Source organism: Blastococcus sp. SYSU D00695 (genome assembly GCF_054050555.1).
This window is the reverse complement of record NZ_JBJGZP010000005.1, coordinates 61,795-82,870: the sequence shown is the minus strand read 5'-3', so window position 1 is coordinate 82,870 and position 21,076 is coordinate 61,795. Positions and strand designations below refer to the sequence as shown.

Here is a 21,076-nt window from a genome sequence, read left to right as displayed (position 1 = left end):
GCGCCGGGCCGCGGCGTGACGCGGGCCACGCGTCCCGCCCCGCGGCCCGGTCGGCCACGGGGCGGGACGCCGCGTCAGTCGCGGACCAGCAGGGCCACCGGCAGCCGCGCCAGCAGCGCGTCGGCGCGCACCCCGCCGGCGTCGGACACGAGCCGCTCGCCGGTCAGCAGGTCGCGCCACGCCCCGGTGGGCAGCGGCAGCGCGGTGTCGCCCCAGCCCGTGCGGGCCAGGCCGACCGGCAGGCGGGTGCCCACCGTGACCGCGCCGCCCCGGTCGAACGCCAGCAGGTGGTCCGCGGCCGGGCCGGTCGCGGTCACCGGGGTGTAGCCGGTGAACAGCCCGGGGCAGTCGCGCCGCGCCCGCAGCGCCCGGGACACCACGAGCAGCTTGGCCGCGCCCGTCTCGTCGACGGCGGGCACCCAGCCGCCGTCCAGCCGGGACAGCAGCTGCCGCCGCAGGTCGTAGTCGACCGGCCGGCGGTTGTCGGGGTCGACCAGCGAGTGGTCCCACAGCTCGGTCCCCTGGTAGACGTCCGGGACGCCGGGCATCGTCAGCTGCACGAGCTTCTGGGTCAGCGAGTTCGACCAGCCGGGCAGCGCGATCCGGTCGGCGAACGCGGCGAGCCCGGCGCGGGACTCCTCGTCGTCGTAGGCGGCGTCGACCAGCGCCCGCAGCGCCGTCTCGAACCCCTCGTCCGGGTCGGTCCAGGTCGTCGACGTGCCGGCCTCGCGGGCCGCCTTCTCCGCGAACGCCTGCGCCCGCTCCCGCGACAGCGGCCAGGCGCCCACGAGGTTCTGCCACACCAGGTGGGCCAGCGGCCGGTCGGGCAGCGGCGAGCGGGCCAGCAGGCGGTGCACGAGGTCCGCCCACTCGGCCGGCAGCTCGGCGAGGACGGCCAGCCGCGCCCGCACGTCCTCGCTGCGCTTGGTGTCGTGGGTGGACAGCGTCGTCATCGCCTGCGGGCTGCGCTCCAGCCGCCGGGCCTGCGCCTCGTGGAACTCGCCGACCGTCGTCCCGAACCGGGCCGGGTCCCCACCCACCTCGTTGAGTGCCACGAACCGCGCCCACCGGTAGTAGGCGCTGTCCTCGACCCCCTTGGCCATGACCGGGCCGCTGGTCTGCTCGAACCGGGTCGCCGCCTCGGTGCCGGCCGCGCCGAGCACCGGGTGCAGCGCGTCGAGCGCCGCGACCAGGTCCGGACGGCGGTCGCGGACGGCGGCCACCGTGGCGTCCAGGTGCTCGCGGCCGTCGGGCAGGTAGCTGCGGTACACGTCGAAGGAGGCCAGCAGCTCGGCCAGCGCCTCGGTCAGCTGCTCGGCGTCCACCCCGGGCAGCTCGCCGACGACCCGCACCAGCCGGGCCACCTCCGAGCCGAGGATCCCGTCGGTCACCTCGCGCTTGCAGTCGTGCACGAGGCGGGCGTATTCGACCGGCGCGCCGGCCAGCTCGGTGTCCAGGGCGGTCATCGCCGCCTCGCCGGCCGGGTCGACCAGCACCTGGTCGACCTCCGACAGCGCGTCGTAGCCGGTCGTGCCCGCCGCCGCCCAGCCCTCGGGCAGGTCCTCGCCCGGCTCGAGGATCTTCTCCACGACCGTCCACCGGCCGCCCGAGGCCTCGGCGAGCCGGTCCAGGTAGCCCCTCGGGTCGGCCAGGCCGTCGGGGTGGTCGATCCGCAGCCCGTCGACGGCGCCCTCGCGCACCAGCTGCAGCACGAGCTCGTGCGTCGCGTCGAACACCGCCGGGTCCTCCGCGCGCAGGCCCGCGAGGGTGTTGATGGCGAAGAACCGCCGGTAGTTCAGGTCGCCGTCCGCCCGGCGCCAGTCGACCAGCTCGTAGTGCTGTCGGTCGTGCACCTGCTGCGGCGTGCCGTCGCCGGTCCCGGGGGCGATCGGGAAGCGGTTGTCGTAGTAGCGCAGCTCCCCGTCCACCACCACCAGCTCCTCCACGTCGTCGGCCGACCCCAGGACCGGGAGGCGGACCCGCCCGCCGCCGAACTCCCAGTCGACGTCGAACGCGTCGGCGTGCGCGCTGTCGCGGCCGTGCTGCAGCACGTCCCACCACCACGGCGCCTCCGCCGGGTCGGCGACGCCCATGTGGTTGGGGACGATGTCCAGCACCAGCCCGAGGCCGTGCCCGTGCAGGGCCGCGACGAACCGGTCGAACGCCTCCCGCCCGCCGCGGGCCTCGTCGACGTGCGCGTGGTCGACCGTGTCGTACCCGTGCGTGCTGCCCGCCGCCGAGCGCAGCAGCGGGGAGGAGTACGCGTGGGTGACGCCGAGGGCCGCCAGGTGGTCGGCGACGGCGGCCGCGTCGTCCAGGGTGAACCCGGCGTGCACCTGCAGCCGGTAGGTCGCGCCGGGGACGGCGCGACGGTCCGGCTCGCTCACGCGCCGGCCTGCAGGACGACGGTGGCGCGGGCGGCGACGGCCAGGGTCTCGCCGGCCTTGACGACGACCGGCTCCACCTCGTGCAGCTCGGCGGTGTCGACGACGACCGTCCAGCCGTCGGCGTACTCCGCGGGCGGCGCCGTGAACTCGATCGGCTCGTGGGAGGCGTTGAACGCGAGGTAGAAGCAGTCGTCGACGACGTCCTCACCGCGCTCGTCGGTCTCCCGGATGCCGTGGCCGTTGAGGTACATGGCCAGCGACTTGGCGAAGCCGACGTCCCAGTCCTCGTCGGACATGAGCTCCCCGCCCGGGGTGAACCAGGCGACGTCCTGCACCGGGTCGCCCTCCTCGCGGCGCACCGGCCGGCCGTGGAAGAAGCGGCGCCGGCGGAAGGTCGGGTGCTCGGTGCGCAGCCGGGTCAGCGTCCGGGTGAACTCCAGCAGGCCCTCGTCGACGGACTCCCAGTCGATCCAGGTCAGCTCGGAGTCCTGGCAGTAGCCGTTGTTGTTGCCGTTCTGGGTGCGGCCCAGCTCGTCGCCGTGCAGCAGCATCGGCACGCCCTGGCTCAGCATCAGCGTGACCAGGAGGTTGCGCTGCTGGCGGGCGCGCAGCGCCAGCACCTCGGGGTCGTCCGTCGGCCCCTCGACGCCGTGGTTCCAGCTGCGGTTGTGGCTCTCGCCGTCGTTGTTGCCCTCGCCGTTGGCCTCGTTGTGCTTCTCGTTGTAGGAGACGAGGTCGCGCATCGTGAAGCCGTCGTGCGCGGTGACGAAGTTGATGCTGGCCACCGGCCGCCGGCCCGAGTGCTTGTAGAGGTCGGCCGAGCCGGAGATGCGGCTGGCGAACTCGCCGATCGTGGCGTCCTCGCCCCGCCAGAAGTCGCGGACGGTGTCGCGGTACTTGCCGTTCCACTCGGTCCACAGCGCGGGGAAGTTGCCGACCTGGTAGCCGCCGTCGCCGACGTCCCACGGCTCGGCGATCAGCTTGACCTGGCTGACGATCGGGTCCTGGTGCACCAGGTCGAAGAACGCCGACAGCCGGTCGACCTCGTGGAACTGCCGGGCCAGGGTGGAGGCCAGGTCGAACCGGAACCCGTCGACGTGCATCTCGGTCACCCAGTAGCGCAGCGAGTCCATGATCAGCTGCAGCGACTGCGGGTGCCGCACGTTGAGCGAGTTCCCGGTGCCGGTGGTGTCCATGTAGTACTGCTCGTCGCCCTCGACCAGCCGGTAGTAGGCCCGGTTGTCGATGCCCTTGAACGACAGGGTGGGGCCGTTGTGGTTGCCCTCGGCGGTGTGGTTGTAGACGACGTCGAGGATCACCTCGATGCCCGCCTCGTGCAGGGTGCGGACCATCCCCTTGAACTCCTGCACCTGCTGCCCGTCGCTGTTCTGCGCGTACTCGTTGTGCGGCGCGAAGAACCCGATCGTGTTGTAGCCCCAGTAGTTGCGCAGGCCCTTCTGCAGCAGGGTGTCGTCCTGCACGAACTGGTGCACCGGCATGAGCTCGATCGCCGTCACGCCGAGGTCCTGCAGGTGCTCGATCACCGCCGGGTGCGCGATGCCGGCGTAGGTGCCGCGCAGCTCCTCCGGCACCCGCGGGTGCGTCATCGTCAGGCCCTTGACGTGGGCCTCGTAGATGACGGTCTTGTTGTAGGGGGTCCGCGGCGGCCGGTCGACGCCCCAGTCGAAGTACGGGTTGACGACGACGGACTTGGGCATGTGCGGCGCCGAGTCGTCGTCGTTGCGCTCCCCGGAGGAGAAGCGGTAGCCGAAGCACGCCTCGTCCCAGTCGACGGCCCCGTCGATCGCCTTCGCGTACGGGTCCAGCAGCAGCTTGTTGGGGTTGCAGCGGTGGCCGTGCTCCGGCTCGTAGGGGCCGTGCACCCGGAAGCCGTAGCGCTGGCCCGGCTGGATCCCGGGCAGGAAGGCGTGCCAGACGTAGCCGTCCATCTCCGGGAGCCGGATCCGCTCCTCGTTGCCGGCCTCGTCGAACAGGCACAGCTCGACCTTCTCGGCGACCTCGCTGAAGAGGGCGAAGTTGGTGCCGGTGCCGTCGTAGGTGGCACCCAACGGGTACGCGCTCCCGGGCCACACCTGGGTCATGAACGCCGTCCTCCTGCGCTGCGCCCCCGACGTCGGCGGGGGCCGGTGGCCTCCCGCCGCGGCCGTCGGCGGGAGGTCGGTGCGTGCTGCTCCGGGCTGCCGGGTGCCCGCGCGGAGGGCCCGGCACACGTCCGCGGGGTGTCGGTCCGGACACGTCACGCAGCGTCATCGGAGGGGGCGCGGCGGGGCGGCGCAGGGAGCCGCCGGCCGCGGACGCAGAAGGAGCGGTCCCGCCGGGGTCCGTCCTCGCCCGGGCGACCCGGGTGGCGCTGGTCCCCGGCCGGGACCGCTCCTGCGCGCGGGACACTATCGGGGTCGGGCCGGGATGGGGAGCAGCCGGTCGGCCCGCGGCGCAAGTCGGTGACCCCACCGGCCACGCGTGTCGCAGGGGAGTCGTCCCGTCACACCCGCCGTCCTGTCACACCCCCGTCGTACCGTCGACGCGTGCGAGCGAAGACCGACCTGAAGCGGCCCACGCGGGGGCGGTTCCGCGTCGTCAGCGAGTTCGAGCCCTCCGGTGACCAGCCGGCCGCGATCACGGCGCTCGCCGAGCGGGTGAACGCCGGCGAGCAGGACGTCGTCCTCCTCGGCGCGACGGGCACCGGCAAGTCGGCCACCACCGCCTGGCTCGTCGAGCAGGTGCAGCGCCCGACGCTGGTGATGGCGCCGAACAAGACCCTCGCCGCCCAGCTGGCCAACGAGTTCCGCGAGCTGTTCCCGGACAACGCCGTGGAGTACTTCGTCAGCTACTACGACTACTACCAGCCCGAGGCCTACGTCCCGCAGACGGACACCTACATCGAGAAGGACTCCTCGATCAACGAGGAGGTCGAGCGGCTGCGGCACTCCGCGACCAACAGCCTGTTCACCCGGCGCGACGTGATCGTGGTCGCGACCGTCTCGTGCATCTACGGCCTGGGCACGCCCGAGGAGTACGTCGAGCGGGCGCTGAAGATCAAGGTGGGGGAGGAGCGCGACCGCGACGAGCTGCTGCGCACCCTGGTCACCGAGCAGTACACCCGCAACGACCTGTCCTTCACCCGCGGCACGTTCCGGGTCCGCGGCGACACGATCGAGGTCTTCCCGGTCTACGAGGAGCTCGCCGTCCGGATCGAGATGTTCGGCGACGAGGTGGAGCGGCTGTACTACCTGCACCCGCTCACCGGCGAGGTCGTGCGCGAGGTCGACGAGCTGTTCGTCTTCCCGGCCACCCACTACGCCGCCGGTCCCGAGCGGATGGAGCGCGCCATCGGCTCCATCGAGGCGGAGCTGGAGCAGCGGCTGGCCGAGCTGGAGCGCCAGGGCAAGCTGCTGGAGGCCCAGCGGCTGCGCATGCGCACCACCTACGACATCGAGATGATGCGCCAGGTCGGCTTCTGCTCCGGGATCGAGAACTACTCCCGGCACATCGACGGCCGCGCCGCCGGGTCCGCCGGCTCCTGCCTGCTCGACTACTTCCCCGACGACTTCCTGCTGGTCATCGACGAGTCGCACGTGACCGTGCCGCAGATCGGCGGCATGTACGAGGGCGACATGAGCCGCAAGCGGACGCTGGTCGACCACGGGTTCCGGCTGCCCTCGGCGATGGACAACCGCCCGCTGAAGTGGGAGGAGTTCGTCGAGCGGATCGGGCAGACCGTCTACCTGTCGGCGACGCCGGGCAACTACGAGCTCGGCCGCACCGGTGGGGAGTTCGTCGAGCAGGTCATCCGACCGACCGGCCTGGTCGACCCGGAGGTCGTGGTCAAGCCGACCAAGGGCCAGATCGACGACCTCGTGCACGAGATCCGGGTCCGGGTGGAGAAGGACGAGCGCGTCCTGGTCACCACCCTGACCAAGAAGATGGCCGAGGACCTGACGGACTACCTGCTCGAGATGGGCATCAAGGTCCGCTACCTGCACTCCGAGGTCGACACCCTGCGCCGGGTCGAGCTGCTGCGCGAGCTGCGGCAGGGCGAGTACGACGTGCTGGTCGGCATCAACCTGCTACGCGAGGGTCTCGACCTGCCCGAGGTCTCGCTCGTGGCGATCCTGGACGCCGACAAGGAGGGCTTCCTCCGGTCGGGGACCTCGCTCATCCAGACGATCGGCCGCGCCGCGCGCAACGTGTCCGGCCAGGTGCACATGTACGCCGACAAGGTCACCCCGTCGATGGCGCTGGCGATCGACGAGACCAACCGCCGGCGCGAGAAGCAGATCGCCTACAACCTCGAGCACGGCATCGACCCGCAGCCGCTGCGGAAGAAGATCGTCGACATCCTCGACGGCATCTACCGCGAGGCCGAGGACGCGCAGGGCGCCACCGAGCTGCTCGGCGGGTCCGGGCGGCAGCAGTCGCGCGGCAAGTCGCCGGTGCCCGGCCTGTCGTCGAAGGCGCGGGGGGCCAAGGCCGGGGCGATCGACGTCCAGGGACTGCCGCGCAACGAGCTGGCCGACCTGATCACCCAGCTGAACGAGCAGATGCTGGCGGCCGCCCGCGAGCTGCAGTTCGAGGTCGCCGCCCGGCTGCGCGACGAGCTGTCCGAGCTGAAGAAGGAGCTCCGCCAGCTCGACGCCGCACACGCCTGACGCCGGCTCGTCGTCGATCATCGGCGGACGGCTGCTCGCGCCCGCGTGTCGCGCAGCCACCCGCCGATGATCGCCGCGGTCGGGGAGTCCGCGGACTGAGAGCGGGCTCACAGTCGCCCGGGAACTCCCCGGGCCGCTCGGCCGTTCACCCAGTCGAGACCGCCTGGCGTGACGGCTCGCTGCGTCACGCCCGGACGATCTCGACGTGGAGGGGAGTATCCCCAGCGGCAGTGTCGTCAGTACGAGGCCCCACGGCCTCCGGCGCTGCCGGTCGCGAGGCCCTGGGCTCGCGGCGGGAGAGACCTCCGGTACGGACACCCGTCTGTCTGTCGACCGGAGGAACGCACGCATGGACGTCCCCACCTGGGTCTGGGCCCTGACCATCGCCGGGATCGTGGCGATGCTCGCCTTCGACTTCGTCGGCCACGTGCGCACCCCGCACGCGCCGTCGCTGCGCGAGGCGGCCCTCTGGTCGGCGGCCTACGTCGGCATCGCCGTCGTCTTCGGGCTCGGCGTCTGGTGGTTCTCGGGCGCGCAGTACGGCGGCGAGTACTTCGCCGGCTACATCACCGAGAAGAGCCTCTCGGTCGACAACCTCTTCGTCTTCGTCCTGATCATGGCGAGCTTCGGGGTCCCCCGGGAACTGCAGCAGAAGGTGCTGCTGTTCGGCATCACGTTCGCGCTCGTCCTGCGGACCGTCTTCATCCTCGTCGGCGCCGCGGCCATCGAGAACTTCAGCTGGGTCTTCTACCTGTTCGGCGCGATCCTCATCTACACCGCCTACGTGCAGGCCCGCAGCGGCGGGCACAGCGGTGACGACCACTACGAGGAGAACAGCGTCCTGCGCCTGGTCCGCCGCGTCGTGCCGACGACCGAGGAGTACCACTCCGACCGGCTGGTCACCAAGGTCGACGGCAAGCGCTTCATCACCCCGCTGATGATCGCGCTCATCGCCATCGGCAGCGCCGACGTCCTGTTCGCCGTCGACTCGATCCCGGCGATCTTCGGGCTCACCCAGGAGACGTTCCTCGTCTTCACCGCCAACGCCTTCTCGCTGCTGGGCCTGCGGCAGCTGTTCTTCCTCATCGACGGCCTGCTCGACCGGCTGGTCTACCTGGCCTACGGCCTCGCGGTGATCCTCGGCTTCATCGGCGCCAAGCTCGTCATCCACGCGCTGCACACCAACGAGCTGCCCTTCATCAACGGCGGCGAGCACGTCACGGCGATCCCCGAGGTGCCGACCTGGCTGTCCCTCACGGTGATCCTGGTGACGCTGCTGGTCACCACGGTGGCCAGCCTCGCCCGGGACCGGCGCACCCGCGCCGCCGAGGCCGGCGCCCCGCCGGCCGCGGTGGCCGGGGACGGCGGCCCCACGCCCGCCGGGGACGGCGCCGCGCCGGCGGCCGGGACGGGGACCGTGCCCGGGACGGTGCGCGGCCGGGACGACGACGGCGTGCCGGCCGACGCGAGCCCGGGGGCCCGGTGACCGCGCCGCAGCTGGAGCGTCCGCGCCCGGCGGCGACACCACCGCCGCCGGGTCGGCTGGGCACGGTGCTGGAGCTCGCCGACGAGCTCGCCGACGTCGCCCGGGCCACCGAGCGGGTGGCCGGGCGGGTCGAGGAGGCGACGGGCCTGCGCCGGGGCGAGCTGGCGGCGCTCTCGGCCGTCGAGGAGGGCGCCGGGTCCGCGCGCGCGGTCGCCCGCCGCAGCGGTCAGGTCGACGACGCGGGCGCCGCGACGGTCGAGACCCTGGTACGCCGCGGCCTCCTCCGGCGCCGCCCGCACCCCGGCGCGCCGTCGGGGGCGGCCGGTGGCACCGAGCTCGAGGTCACCGACGCGGGACGGGTCGTCCTGGCGCAGGCCGAGGGGCTGCGGATCCGGCTCCTGGACCGGGTCGTCGGCACCCTCGGACCCGGGGACACGGCAGTCCTCCGCGCCGCCGCGCAGGCCCTCACCGGGGCGTTGGAGGGCGCCGCCGGCACCCGCGCCGGTGACTGTCGCGGAAACGACTCCCGGGAGGTTGGCGGGGGCCTCGCCCCGTAGAGTCCCCAGGCGTGCACGAGCTCCCCGTCTGGTTCGAGGTCGCGACCTTCGTGGGGCTCACCGTCCTGCTGCTGGCCGACCTGGCCATCGTCGCCCGCCGCCCGCACGAGCCGTCGATGCGCGAGGCGGGCCTCTGGGTCGGCTTCTACGTCGGGCTGGCGCTGGTCTTCGGCGCGGTGTTCTGGGCGATCACCGACTCGCAGTTCGCCACCGAGTTCTACGCGGGCTGGCTGACCGAGTACTCGCTGTCGGTCGACAACCTGTTCGTGTTCGTGATCATCATGGCGCGGTTCCGCGTGCCCCGGGCCCTCCAGCAGGAGGTGCTCATGGTCGGGATCATCATCGCGCTGGTCCTGCGCGGCATCTTCATCCTGCTGGGCGCGGCCCTGATCACCCGCTTCACCTGGGTCTTCTACATCTTCGGCGCCTTCCTCGTGTACACCGCGATCAACCTGGTGCGGCACCGTGGCGAGGACGAGGACTACGAGGAGAACGCCTTCATCCGCGGCATGCGCCGGGTGCTGCCGATCACCGGGGACTTTCACGGCGCGAAGCTGCGGGTCAGCGAGGCGGGCAAGAAGCTGTGGACGCCGATGATCATCGTGTTCCTGGCCCTCGGGACCACGGACCTGATCTTCGCCCTCGACAGCATCCCGGCGATCTTCGGCCTCACCAAGGAGCCGTTCATCGTCTTCACGGCCAACGTGTTCGCGCTCATGGGCCTGCGGCAGCTCTACTTCCTGCTCGGCGGGCTGCTGCAGCGGCTGGTGTACCTGTCGCTGGGCCTGGCGGTGATCCTGGCCTTCATCGGCGTCAAGCTCGTGATGGAGGCCCTGCACGAGAACACGCTGCCGTTCATCAACGGCGGCGAGCACATCGAGGCCGTGCCGACGATCCCCATCTGGCTGTCGCTCACGATCATCCTCGGGGTCATCCTCATCGCCACGGTGGCCAGCCTCGTGAAGACCCGCGGTCAGCTGGCCGCGGTCCCGGACGCGGCCGAGGTCGCCGACGGCACCACCGCGGTCGGCCCCGCGGCGTCGGCGGACGCGGAGGCGACCACCGCCGAGGCGACCAGCGCGGCCGCCGAGCGGGACGACCGCCGCACCCGCTGACCGGCGCCCGCTAGCGTCGGCGCCCGTGCGCCCCGACGACCTCGCCCTGCTGCGCACGCCGGGCAGCCCGGCCGTCGCGCCGGACGGGCGCGTCGCCGTCGTCGCCGTCACCCGCCCCGACCCGGCCGGAGACCGGTACCGCAGCCAGCTGTGGGCCGTGCCGACCGACGCCTCGGCGCCGGCCCGTCCGCTCACCTCCGGCGGCCGGGACACCGACCCGGCGTTCTCGCCGGACGGGCGCTGGCTGGCCTACCTGGGCGCCACCGGCGACGGCCCGCCGCAGGTGCACGTCCTGCCGGCGGCGGGCGGGGCGGCCCGCCGGCTCACCGACCTGCCGCTCGGCGCCGGCGCGCCGGTCTGGTCCCCGGACTCGCGGCGGCTCGCCTGGACGGCGCGCACCGGCCCGGCCGCGGACCCGGGGGCGCCCCGCCTGGTGACCACGCTGCGCGCCCGCCGCGACGGCGTCGGGTACGTCGACGGCCGGCCCAGCCAGGTGCACGTCCTGGACCTGCCCGACGACCTCGCCGACGACGGTGTCCCCGTCCCCGGGCCGGTGGTGGTGACCGAGGGGGAGGCCGACTGCACCGACGTGTGCTGGCGTCCCGACGGCGCCGAGCTCGCGTTCGTGTCCGCCCGGCACCCCACCGCCGACCGGGACCTGCGCACCGACGTCTTCGCCGTCCGCCCCGACGGCACCGGCCTGCGGCGGGTGACCGGCACGCGGTCGCTGTGCAGCCGGCCGGTGTGGTCGCCCGACGGCGCCGTCCTCCACGTCACGGCGGTGCCCGACCTCGGGCCGGGCGGGCTGGACGTCGCCGGCCGCGCACGCACGCTGTGCTGCGTCCCCGCCGGCGGAGGGCAGCTGGAACCGCTGCTGGACCCGGCGGCCGACGCCGGCGGGCCCGGCACGCCGCACCCGGTGGTGACCGCCGGCGGGGTGCTCGTCGGCGTGCGCCGGCGGGGCGCCGTGGAGCTGCTGCGGGTGCCGCCGGGCGGTGGGGAGGCCGAGGCGCTGGTCGACGGGCCGTTCACCGTGCACGGCGTGGGCGCCGGCGGCGGCGTCGTCGTCGCCACGGTCGGGCACGACGCGTCGGCGGGGGAGCTCGTGGCGATCACCCCCGGCCGCCGGCGGCTGCTCACCGGCTTCGGGACGGCGCTGGGCGCGACCGGGCGGGTGCACCGCCTGCGCGAGCGCACCGCCCGGACCGCCGGCGGCCCCGCGGTGCACGGCTGGGTCGCGCTCCCCGGGGGGCCCGGCCCGCACCCCGTCCTGCTGTCGGTGCACGGCGGCCCGTTCGCCCAGTCGGGCTGGTCGCTGCTGGACGAGGTGCAGGTGGCGGTCACCGCCGGCTACGCGGTCCTGCGGTGCAACCCGCGGGGCTCGGCGGGCTACGGCCAGGCGCACGCCAGCGCGGTCGCCGGGGCGTGGGGGAGCGTCGACGCCGACGACGTCCTCGCCTTCCTCGACGACGCACTCGCCGATCCGGGGCTGCGGCTGGACGCCGGCCGGGTCGGCGTCACGGGCGCCGGCTACGGCGGCTACCTGGCCGCGCTGCTGCTCGGGCGCACCGACCGCTTCGCCGCCGCCGTCGTCGAGGGGGCGCCCCTCGAGCCGCACAGCCTCGCCGGGACGTCGGACGTCGGCTGGTACGCGGTCGAGCAGGCGTTCGGGCCGGACCCCGCGCGCTGGTCCGAGCGCAGCCCGCTCGCGGACGCCGGCGCCATCAGCACGCCCACCCTCCTGGTGTACGGCGAGGAGGACCTGCGCTGCCCGGCCGAGCAGGGCCGGCAGCTGTTCGTCGCGCTGACCCGGCGCGGGGTGCCCGCGGAGCTGCTGCTGTTCCCCGGGGAGGGGCACGACCTGCCGCGGTCGGGGCGCCCCCGGAACCGCGTCGCCCGCCTCGAGCACCTGCTGCGCTGGTGGGCCCGCTGGCTGCCGGTCGCCACGGAGGCCGCGCACCCCTAGCGTCGCCCCATGGCGCTCATCTATCCCGTGCAGGCCGACTCGCCCGAGCCCGACGACGGCAGCGAGCCCGACTTCGCCGAGCTCGCGGCCGACCTCTCCGACACGTGGCTGGTCGAGGTCGCGCTGGAGGAGGACGGCGACGACGCCTGCTTCGGCCCGCTCACCGCCCGCGCGGCCTGGGACCTGGCGGTCGGCGTTGACCGGCGCCGCCCCGGGTGGCTGGTGTCGGTGGTGCCGCTGCACGTCGCCGGCACCGCCGACGAGCTGGTCGAGCTCTTCGACGAGGACGACGACGTCGACGGCGCGGTCGACGGCGGGGTCGACGGCGGGGTGGACGACCGCTAGCGGTTCACCAGCCGCGGGCGCGCCACTCCGCCAGGTGCGGCCGCTCGGCGCCCAGCGTCGTGTCCCCGCCGTGCCCGGGGTAGACCCAGGTCTCGTCCGGCAGGGGCGCGAACAGCCGCTCCTCGACGTCGTCGATCAGGCTGGTGAACCGCGCCGGGTCCTGCTGGGTGTTGCCGACGCCGCCGGGGAACAGGCAGTCGCCGGTGAACAGGTGCGGGGAGGCGTCGCCGGGTCCGCGCCACAGCAGGGCGATGCTGCCGGGCGTGTGCCCGCGCAGGTGGATCACCTCCAGCTCGTGCCGGCCCACCCGGACGGTGTCCCCGTGCTGCACTGGCCGGTCGACCGGCACGGGCAGGTCGGCGGCGTCGGCCGGGTGGGCGACGGTCTGCGCGCCGGTGGCGGCCACGACCTCGGGCAGCGCCCGGTGGTGGTCCCAGTGCCCGTGCGTGGTGACGACGGTCCGCAGGTCGGCGTCCCCGACCAGCCGCAGCAGCGCGGGGGCGTCGGTGGCCGCGTCCACCAGCAGCGCCTCGCCTCTGTCGGCATCGCGCAGCAGGTAGGCGTTGTTGCTCATCTCGCCGACGGCGAGCTTGGTGACGACGAGCCCGGGCAGTTCCCGGACGGCGGCCGGGCCGCCCACCTCGACGTCCCCGGTGTACGGATCGGCGCTCATCCTGGGCTCCTCCGGAAAGTGTCGGCGACCGCGGCTACGGTCCTGGGCATGGACGCTAGCGGAGGTCGGCCCGGCTCCCACGCCCCTCCGCTGGTCGGGCTGCCGGCCGCCGAGCTGGCCGCCCGGGTCCGGTCCGGCGCGGTCTCCGCGGTCGAGGTCGTGCGGGCCCACCTGGCGTGGGTCGACGAGGTCGAGCCCCGCGTGGGCGCGTTCCGCGTCGTCCGCTGCGAGGCGGCGCTGGCGGAGGCGGCGGCGGTCGACGCGTCCGCCGACCGCGCCCGGCTGCCGCTGGCCGGCGTGCCCGTCGCGGTCAAGGACAACGTGGCCGTGGCCGGCGAGGTGGCCACCGACGGGTCCTCGGCGGGGCACCCGGTCCCCGCGGGCGCCGACCACCCGGTCGTGGCCCGGCTGCGGGCCGCCGGTGCGGTGGTCGTCGGCATCACCCGCGTGCCCGAGCTGTGCCTGTACGCGTCCACCGACAGCGCGGGCTCGGTGACCCGCAACCCCTGGGACACGGCCCGCTCCCCGGCGGGCAGCTCCGGGGGCAGCGCTGCCGCGGTGGCCGCGGGCATGGTCCCGCTGGCGCACGGCAACGACGGCATGGGCTCGCTGCGGCTGCCCGCCGCGGCCTGCGGACTGGTCACGCTCAAGCCGGGGCGCGGCGTGCTGCCCGGCGGCATCGGCGCCGACGACTGGTCGGGCATGGCCGTGAACGGGGCGCTCACCACGACGGTGGCCGACCAGGCGCTGGCGGTCGCGGTGCTCGCGGGGGAGGAGCCGGCGCCCCCGCCCGCGCCGGGGCGGCCGCTGCGGGTCGCGGTCAGCCTGCGCTCGCCGGTGGCCGGCCTGCGCGCCGACCGGGCCGCCCGGGAGGCGGTCGAGGAGACGGCGCGGCTGCTGCAGGAGGCCGGTCACACCGTCGTCCGCCGGGACCCGGTGATCCCGACCGAGGCGGCGCTGGCCGCCCTGGCCCGGTGGTTCGCCGGCGCGGAGGACGACGCCACCCTCCTCGGGCTCGACCGCGCCGCGCTGGAGCCGCGCAGCCGCACCCACGCCCGGCTCGGGCGGTGGGTGCGCCGGCTGGGGCTGGTGCGCCCCGGCCCAGCCGAGCGGTTCCGCCGGCGCACCGAGGAGTTCTTCGCCGGCACGGGCGACCCGCAGGGCGGTGGGGAGGCGGTCGACGTGCTGCTCACGCCGGTGGTCAGCGGCCCGCCGCTGGCCGCCCGGCCCTGGCACGAGCGGGGCTTCCTCGCCAACGTCACGGCGAATGCGCGGTGGGCGCCGTTCGCCTCGCCGTGGAACCTGGCCGGGGTCCCGGCCGCCGTGGTGCCCGCCGGCACGCGGCCCGAGGGGTGGCCGCTGGCGGTCCAGCTCGTGGGCCCCCCGGGCGCCGAAGGACGACTACTCTGGCTGGCCGGAGAGCTGGAACGCCGACGGCCGTGGCGCCGTCACGCGCCGGTCTTCGACCCCCTCCCGTCGGCGGCCGCGGCGCCCGCCTGAGCGGCGTCGCCCGACGCCGCCGACCCCGGCCCCGGCCGACCGACCGAGCACTTCGACCGACAGGACACCCATGGACCGCCTCGTCGTCCGCGGCGCCCGCGAGCACAACCTCAAGGACGTCGACCTCGACCTGCCGCGCGACGCGCTGATCGTCTTCACCGGCCTGTCGGGCTCGGGCAAGTCGAGCCTCGCGTTCGACACGATCTTCGCTGAGGGCCAGCGCCGCTACGTCGAGTCGCTGTCGGCCTACGCCCGCCAGTTCCTCGGGCAGATGGACAAGCCCGACGTCGACTTCATCGAGGGCCTGTCGCCCGCGGTCTCGATCGACCAGAAGTCGACCAACCGCAACCCGCGGTCGACCGTCGGCACGATCACCGAGGTCTACGACTACCTCCGCCTGCTCTACGCCCGCGCCGGCCAGCCGCACTGCCCCAACTGCGGCAAGCCGATCTCCCGGCAGACCCCGCAGCAGATCGTCGACCAGGTGCTGGCCATGGAGGAGGGCACCCGCTTCCAGGTGCTCGCGCCGGTGGTCCGCGCCCGCAAGGGCGAGTACGTCGACCTGTTCAGCTCCCTGCAGACCCAGGGCTTCTCCCGCGTCCGGGTCGACGGCACCGTGCACCCGCTCACCGAGCCGCCGAAGCTCAAGAAGCAGGAGAAGCACTCCATCGAGGTGATCGTCGACCGGCTGACGGTCAAGGAGAGCGCCAAGCGGCGGCTCACCGACTCGGTGGAGACGGCGCTGGGGCTGGCCGGCGGCCTCGTCGTCCTCGACTTCGTCGACCTGCCCGAGGACGACCCGCACCGCGAGCGCACCTTCTCCGAGCACCTGGCCTGCGTCGACGACGGGCTGTCGTTCGAGGCGCTGGAGCCGCGCAGCTTCTCGTTCAACTCGCCGTTCGGCGCCTGCCCGGAGTGCACCGGCATCGGCACCCGCAAGGAGGTCGACCCCGAGCTCGTCGTGCCCGACCCGACGAAGAGCCTCGCCCAGGGCGCCGTCGCGCCGTGGGCGGGGTCGATGAGCAACGAGTACTTCACCCGCCTGCTCACCGGCCTCTCCCAGCAGCTGGGCTTCTCCATGGACGACCCGTGGGAGCGGCTGCCGGCCAAGGTGCAGAAGGCCGTGCTGCACGGCTCGCCCGACCAGGTGCACGTCCGCTACAAGAACCGCTACGGCCGCGAGCGCAGCTATTACGCCGCCTTCGAGGGCGTGCTGCCGTTCCTCGAGCGCCGGCACGACGACACCGACAGCGAGTACATGCGGGACAAGTACGAGGGCTACATGCGCGACGTGCCCTGTCCCGTCTGCCACGGCACCCGGCTCAAGCCCGAGATCCTCGCGGTCAAGCTCAACGACCGGTCGATCGCCGAGGTCACCGGCCTGTCGATCGGCGAGGCGTCGGAGTGGCTGAACGCCCTCGAGCTGGGGGAGCGGGAGCGGGCGATCGCCGACCGCGTGCTCAAGGAGATCCAGGCGCGGCTGTCGTTCCTGGTCGACGTCGGCCTGGACTACCTGTCCCTCGACCGGCCCGCCGCGACGCTGGCCGGTGGCGAGGCGCAGCGGATCCGGCTGGCCACCCAGATCGGCTCGGGCCTGGTCGGGGTGCTCTACGTGCTCGACGAGCCCTCGATCGGCCTGCACCAGCGGGACAACACCCGGCTCATCGAGACGCTCGTGCGTCTGCGCGACATGGGCAACACCCTCATCGTCGTCGAGCACGACGAGGACACGATCAAGATCGCCGACTGGGTGGTCGACATCGGTCCGGGCGCGGGCGAGCACGGCGGCGAGGTGGTCGTGAGCGGCACGGTCGCCGACCTGCTGGCCAGCGAGCGCTCGCTGACCGGCCAGTACCTGTCCGGCCGCAAGGAGATCGTCGTCCCGGAGAAGCGGCGGGAGCCGACGCCGGGCCGCGAGCTGGTCGTCAAGGGCGCCCGCGAGAACAACCTCAAGGGCGTCGACGTGACCTTCCCGCTCGGGGTGCTCGTGGGCGTCACCGGCGTCTCCGGCTCCGGGAAGTCCAGCCTGGTCAACGACATCCTGTACACGGTGCTGGCCAACGAGCTCAACCGCGCCCGGCAGGTGCCGGGGCGGCACCGCACGGTCACCGGGCTGGAGCACCTGGACAAGGTCGTGCACGTCGACCAGTCGCCGATCGGCCGCACGCCGCGGTCCAACCCCGCGACCTACACCGGGGTGTGGGACCAGGTCCGCAAGCTGTTCGCCCAGACCACCGAGGCGAAGATGCGCGGCTACCTGCCCGGCCGGTTCTCCTTCAACGTCAAGGGCGGCCGCTGCGAGGCCTGCTCCGGCGACGGCACGCTGAAGATCGAGATGAACTTCCTGCCGGACGTCTACGTCCCGTGCGAGGTGTGCAAGGGCGCCCGGTTCAACCGGGAGACCCTCGAGGTGCACTACAAGGGCAAGACGGTCGCCGAGGTCCTCGACATGCCGATCGAGGAGGCCGCGGACTTCTTCTCCGCGATCCCGTCGATCGCCCGCTACCTGCGCACCCTCACCGACGTGGGGCTCGGGTACGTGCGGCTCGGCCAGCCGGCCACCACCCTGTCCGGCGGCGAGGCCCAGCGCGTGAAACTCGCCAGCGAGCTTCAGAAGCGCAGCAACGGCCGCAGCATCTACGTCCTCGACGAGCCGACCACCGGCCTGCACTTCGAGGACATCCGCAAGCTGCTGCTGGTGCTGCAGGGCCTGGTCGACAAGGGCAACTCGGTGGTCGTCATCGAGCACAACCTCGACGTGATCAAGAGCTGCGACTGGCTGATCGACATGGGTCCCGAGGGCGGCTTCCGGGGCGGCACGGTCGTCGCGGAGGGCCCGCCGGAGTTCGTCGCGTCGGTGCCGGCCAGCCACACCGGCCGCTACCTGGTGCCGCTGCTGGACGCCGGCGCGATCGACGCCGCCGCCGCGCCGAAGAAGCGGACCCGCCGCAAGGCCAGCTGACGCGGTGCCCGCCGCCGCCCGGGGTCGGGTCGCGGCGGGCACTGGTCAGGGCGTGAAGCGGTAGCCCATCCCGGCCTCGGTGCGCAGGTACCGCGGGTGCGCCGGGTCGGGCTCCAGCTTGCGGCGCAGCTGGTTGAGGTAGACCCGCAGGTAGTGGGTCTCCCGCTCGTAGGCCGGCCCCCACACCGCCTGCAGCAGCTGCCGCTGGCCGACCAGCCGCCCCGGCGCCCGCACGAGCTCCGCCAGCAGCGCCCACTCGGTCGGGGTGAGGCGCACCGGCTCGCCGGCCACGGTCACCTGCCGGGCGCCCAGGTCCACGGTGAACGCGTCGGTCGTCACGACGGGCTCGCCGGGGTCCGCCGTCCCGCGCCGGGCCAGCGCCCGCAGCCGGGCCAGCAGCTCGCTCATGTCGAACGGCTTGGTCACGTAGTCGTCGGCGCCGGCGTCGAGCGCCTCCACCTTGTCCGTGCTGTCCGTGCGCGCCGACAGCACCAGCACCGGCCCGGCGAACCACGGCCGCAGCCCGGCCAGCACCTCGGTGCCGTCGAGGTCGGGCAGACCCAGGTCCAGGACGACGACGTCGGGACGCGCCGCTGCGGCCTCCTGCAGCGCCGACCGCCCGTCGGGGGCGACGACCACCTCGTAGCCGGCGGCGCGCAGCGTGATCCGCAGGGCACGCGCCAGCTGGGGGTCGTCGTCGACGACCAGCACCCGGCTCACGGCGCCACCCCGCCGGCCGCCGACAGCCCCGCCGCCGGGACGCCCGCCGGGAGCCCGGCCGCCGGCAGCGACACCACGATCGTCAGCCCGCCCCCCGGGGTGTCCTCGGCGGCGAGGGTGCCGCCCATCGCCTCGGTGAGGCCCCGGGCCACCGCCAGCCCCAGCCCGACGCCGTGCCCGCCGGGCCGGTCGCCGAGCCGCTGGAACGGGGCGAACACCCGCTCCCGGTCGGCCGGTGGCACGCCCGGGCCGCGGTCGGCCACCCGCAGCTCCACCCGGTCGCCCAGCGCGTCGGCGCGCATCGTCACCGGCCCCGCGGGCGCGTGCCGGACGGCGTTGCCCACCAGGTTCACCAGCACCCGGTCCAGCAGACCCGGGTCGGCCAGCACCGCCGGCAGCTCGGCGGGCCACGCACCCGAGACCCGGCCGCGGTCGGGCCGCTCCAGCTCGTCCAGCGCGCGGGCGGCCGCCGCGGGCAGGTCGGTCGCCGCGAGCGCGGGGCGGACGACCCCGGCCTGCAGCCGGCTCATGTCGAGCAGGTTGTCCACCAGGGCGGTCAGCCGGTCGGCGGACTCGTCGACCGTGGCCACCAGCTCCTCGCGGTCGGCGCCGGACAGCTCCAGCCCCCCGGCCCGCAGCGCCGAGGAGGCGGCCTTGATACCCGCCAGCGGCGTGCGCAGGTCGTGGCTGACCGCGGCCAGCAGCGCGCGCCGCATCTCGTCGCCGGCGGCCCGCCGGTCGGCCTCGGCGGCCTGCGCCGCCAGCCGCCCGTGCTGCAGCGCGACCGCCACCTGCCCGGCGACGGCCACGAGGAGCCGGTGGTCGGCGGCCGGCAGGGCCCGCCCGCTCCAGCGCAGCACCAGGGTCTCGGTGACCGCCACCTCGCCGGTCGCCGCGTCGGGGTCGGCCGGCCCGGCGGCGCCGCAGCTGCCGACGACGGCGTCCTGCCCGCGGCCCGCGCCCGGACGCCGCTCCACCATGGTCACCGACGCCAGGCCGAAGCCCTCCCGGATCCGCTCCAGCAGCCCCGGGAGGTCGCCCCGGCCCTCGAGCACGGCGCGCGACAGGGAGGCGAGCATCGACGTCTCCGCGCGGGAACGGGCCGCGGCGGCCGCGCGGCGGGCCGAGCCGTCGACGACGGTCGCGACGGCGACGGCGACGACGAGCCCCCCGCCCAGCGCCAGCAGGTCGTCGGGGCTGCTCACGGTCAGCCGGCCGGTGGGCGACACGAAGAACCAGTTCTCCGCCAGCCCGCCCAGCACGGCGGCGACCAGTGCCGGCCGCAGCCCCCCGACCAGCGCGACCGCGAGCACCAGCAGCAGGAAGGCGAGCAGCACCACCGGCAGCGAGACGGCGCCCCCCGCGGCGAGGCACAGCGCGGTCAGCAGCGGGACGCCGGCCACGGCCAGCGCGGTGCCGGCCCAGCGGCGCCGGGCGGTGAGCGCGCCGGTCAGCGGCGGCAGCCGGCGCCGCCGGGAGCCCGCGGCGGCGTGCGGGACGATGTGCACGTCGACGTCCCCGGACGCGGCGACCACCGCGCCGCCGATGCCGGTGCGCAGCGCCCGCGCCCACGCCGAGCGGCGGCTGGTGCCGACGACGAGCTGCGTGGCGTCGGCGCCGCGGGCGAAGTCGAGCAGCGCCGCGGCGACGTCGTCGCCCACGACCTGGTGCCAGCTGCCGCCGAGGCTCTCGGCCAGCCGGCGCAGCGCGTCCAGCGCGGCGGGGGAGGCGCCGGTGAGCCCGTCGGGGGTGACCACGTGCACGGCCAGCAGCTCGCCGCCCGACCGCCGCGCCACCCGCGCGGCCCGGCGCACCAGGTCCTCGCTCTCCGGCCCGCCGGTCAGCGCGACCACGACCCGCTCGCGGGCCTCCCAGACGGCGTCGATGGCGTGCTCGGCGCGGTAGCGGCGCAACGCCTCGTCGACGCGGTCGGCCAGCCACAGCAGCGCCAGCTCCCGCAGCGCGGTCAGGTTGCCGACCCGGAAGTAGTTGCCCAGGGCGGCGTCCACCCGCTCCGCCGGGTAGACGTTGCCGTGCGCGAGCCGCCGCCGCAGCGCCTCCGGGGACATGTCGACGAGCTCCACCTGGTCGGCGCGGCGGACCACCTCGTCGGGGACGGTCTCCTGCTGCACCACGCCGGTGATCGCGGCGACGACGTCGGTGAGGCTCTCCAGGTGCTGCACGTTGACGGTGGTCAGCACGCTGATGCCCGCCTCCAGCAGCTGCTCGACGTCCTGCCAGCGCTTCTCGTGCCGCGAGCCGGGCGCGTTGGCGTGCGCCAGCTCGTCGACGACGACGATCTCGGGACGGCGGGCGAGCACCGCCTCGACGTCGAGCTCCTCCAGCAGCACGCCGCGGTGGCCGACCCGGCGGCGCGGCAGCACCTCCAGGCCCTCGAGCTGCTCCCGCGTGCGCGGCCGGCCGTGCGTCTCCACGAGCCCGACCACGACGTCGGCGCCGCGGGCCGCCCGCCGGCGCGCCTCGCCGAGCACCGCGTACGTCTTGCCGACACCGGGCGCCGCCCCCAGGTAGACGCGCAGGGTGCCGCGGGGGCGGCCGGCCGGGGTCATGACGTCCATGATCACCCGCTCCCGGGTCGCGCCGGGGCGCCGCGGCGTCAGGATCCCGTCAAGGAGGGAAGGAGCCGGCGTCAGGACCCCGTCAAGAGCCCCCGCACGGCCCGCGGGCGCTCCTA

At 74.6% G+C, this 21,076-nt stretch carries 13 protein-coding genes; 8 read left to right on the top strand and 5 right to left on the bottom strand.

The genetic code is table 11. From position 1 onward, the window contains the following. Positions 1–74 precede the first annotated feature (74 nt). A complete protein-coding gene (gene treY / locus ACI781_RS05070) occupies positions 75–2,387 on the bottom strand; it encodes a malto-oligosyltrehalose synthase (RefSeq protein ID WP_456564984.1) in 2,313 nt (770 codons plus the stop codon). Next, complete coding sequence (gene glgX, locus ACI781_RS05065) at positions 2,384–4,489, bottom strand: glycogen debranching protein GlgX (RefSeq protein WP_456564983.1); 2,106 nt, start codon at positions 4,487–4,489, stop codon at positions 2,384–2,386. Before glgX ends, treY begins: the two co-directional genes overlap by 4 nt. Positions 4,490–4,933: 444 nt before the next feature. Between glgX and uvrB the strand changes: the two genes are divergently transcribed. The 6 genes from uvrB (at position 4,934) to ACI781_RS05035 (ending at position 12,526) form a co-directional block, all read left to right on the top strand. After that, positions 4,934–7,057: an excinuclease ABC subunit UvrB gene (uvrB, locus tag ACI781_RS05060; protein WP_456564982.1), complete on the top strand. Its 2,124-nt coding sequence runs from the start codon at positions 4,934–4,936 to the stop codon at positions 7,055–7,057. Between the two features lie 349 nt (positions 7,058–7,406). Beyond that, positions 7,407–8,543, top strand: a complete 1,137-nt coding sequence (locus ACI781_RS05055) for a TerC family protein (protein ID WP_456564981.1) — start codon at positions 7,407–7,409, stop codon at positions 8,541–8,543. Further along, the gene (locus ACI781_RS05050) at positions 8,540–9,100 is read left to right on the top strand and encodes a hypothetical protein (protein WP_456564980.1); all 561 of its coding nucleotides are present in this window, start codon (positions 8,540–8,542) and stop codon (positions 9,098–9,100) included. The genes ACI781_RS05055 and ACI781_RS05050 overlap by 4 nt, the downstream gene beginning before the upstream one ends. An 11-nt stretch (positions 9,101–9,111) precedes the next feature. Next, entirely contained in the window at positions 9,112–10,215 is a 1,104-nt protein-coding gene (locus ACI781_RS05045) for a TerC family protein (protein WP_456564979.1), read from the top strand. 25 nt (positions 10,216–10,240) lie between these two features. Next, positions 10,241–12,181 carry a S9 family peptidase gene (locus ACI781_RS05040; protein ID WP_456564978.1) on the top strand — a complete coding sequence of 647 codons (1,941 nt, stop codon included), beginning with the start codon at positions 10,241–10,243 and terminating at the stop codon, positions 12,179–12,181. Between the two features lie 9 nt (positions 12,182–12,190). Further along, positions 12,191–12,526: a hypothetical protein gene (locus ACI781_RS05035; RefSeq protein WP_456564977.1), complete on the top strand. Its 336-nt coding sequence runs from the start codon at positions 12,191–12,193 to the stop codon at positions 12,524–12,526. 4 nt (positions 12,527–12,530) lie between these two features. Here ACI781_RS05035 and ACI781_RS05030 read toward each other — a convergent pair whose 3' ends face one another. Then, positions 12,531–13,199: an MBL fold metallo-hydrolase gene (locus ACI781_RS05030; RefSeq protein WP_456564976.1), complete on the bottom strand. Its 669-nt coding sequence runs from the start codon at positions 13,197–13,199 to the stop codon at positions 12,531–12,533. 48 nt (positions 13,200–13,247) lie between these two features. Here ACI781_RS05030 and ACI781_RS05025 point away from each other — a divergent pair, with 48 nt between their 5' ends. Then, positions 13,248–14,699 (top strand): amidase, encoded by a 1,452-nt coding sequence (locus ACI781_RS05025; RefSeq protein WP_456564975.1) that lies wholly within the window; start codon positions 13,248–13,250, stop codon positions 14,697–14,699. 70 nt (positions 14,700–14,769) lie between these two features. Next, positions 14,770–17,661 carry an excinuclease ABC subunit UvrA gene (gene uvrA / locus ACI781_RS05020; protein WP_456564974.1) on the top strand — a complete coding sequence of 964 codons (2,892 nt, stop codon included), beginning with the start codon at positions 14,770–14,772 and terminating at the stop codon, positions 17,659–17,661. Between the two features lie 45 nt (positions 17,662–17,706). Here uvrA and ACI781_RS05015 read toward each other — a convergent pair whose 3' ends face one another. Then, a complete protein-coding gene (locus tag ACI781_RS05015; RefSeq protein WP_456564973.1) occupies positions 17,707–18,381 on the bottom strand; it encodes a response regulator in 675 nt (224 codons plus the stop codon). Further along, positions 18,378–20,960, bottom strand: coding sequence for an ATP-binding protein (locus tag ACI781_RS05010; RefSeq protein WP_456564972.1), 2,583 nt, complete (start codon positions 20,958–20,960; stop codon positions 18,378–18,380). The genes ACI781_RS05015 and ACI781_RS05010 overlap by 4 nt, the downstream gene beginning before the upstream one ends. Positions 20,961–21,076 lie beyond the last annotated feature (116 nt).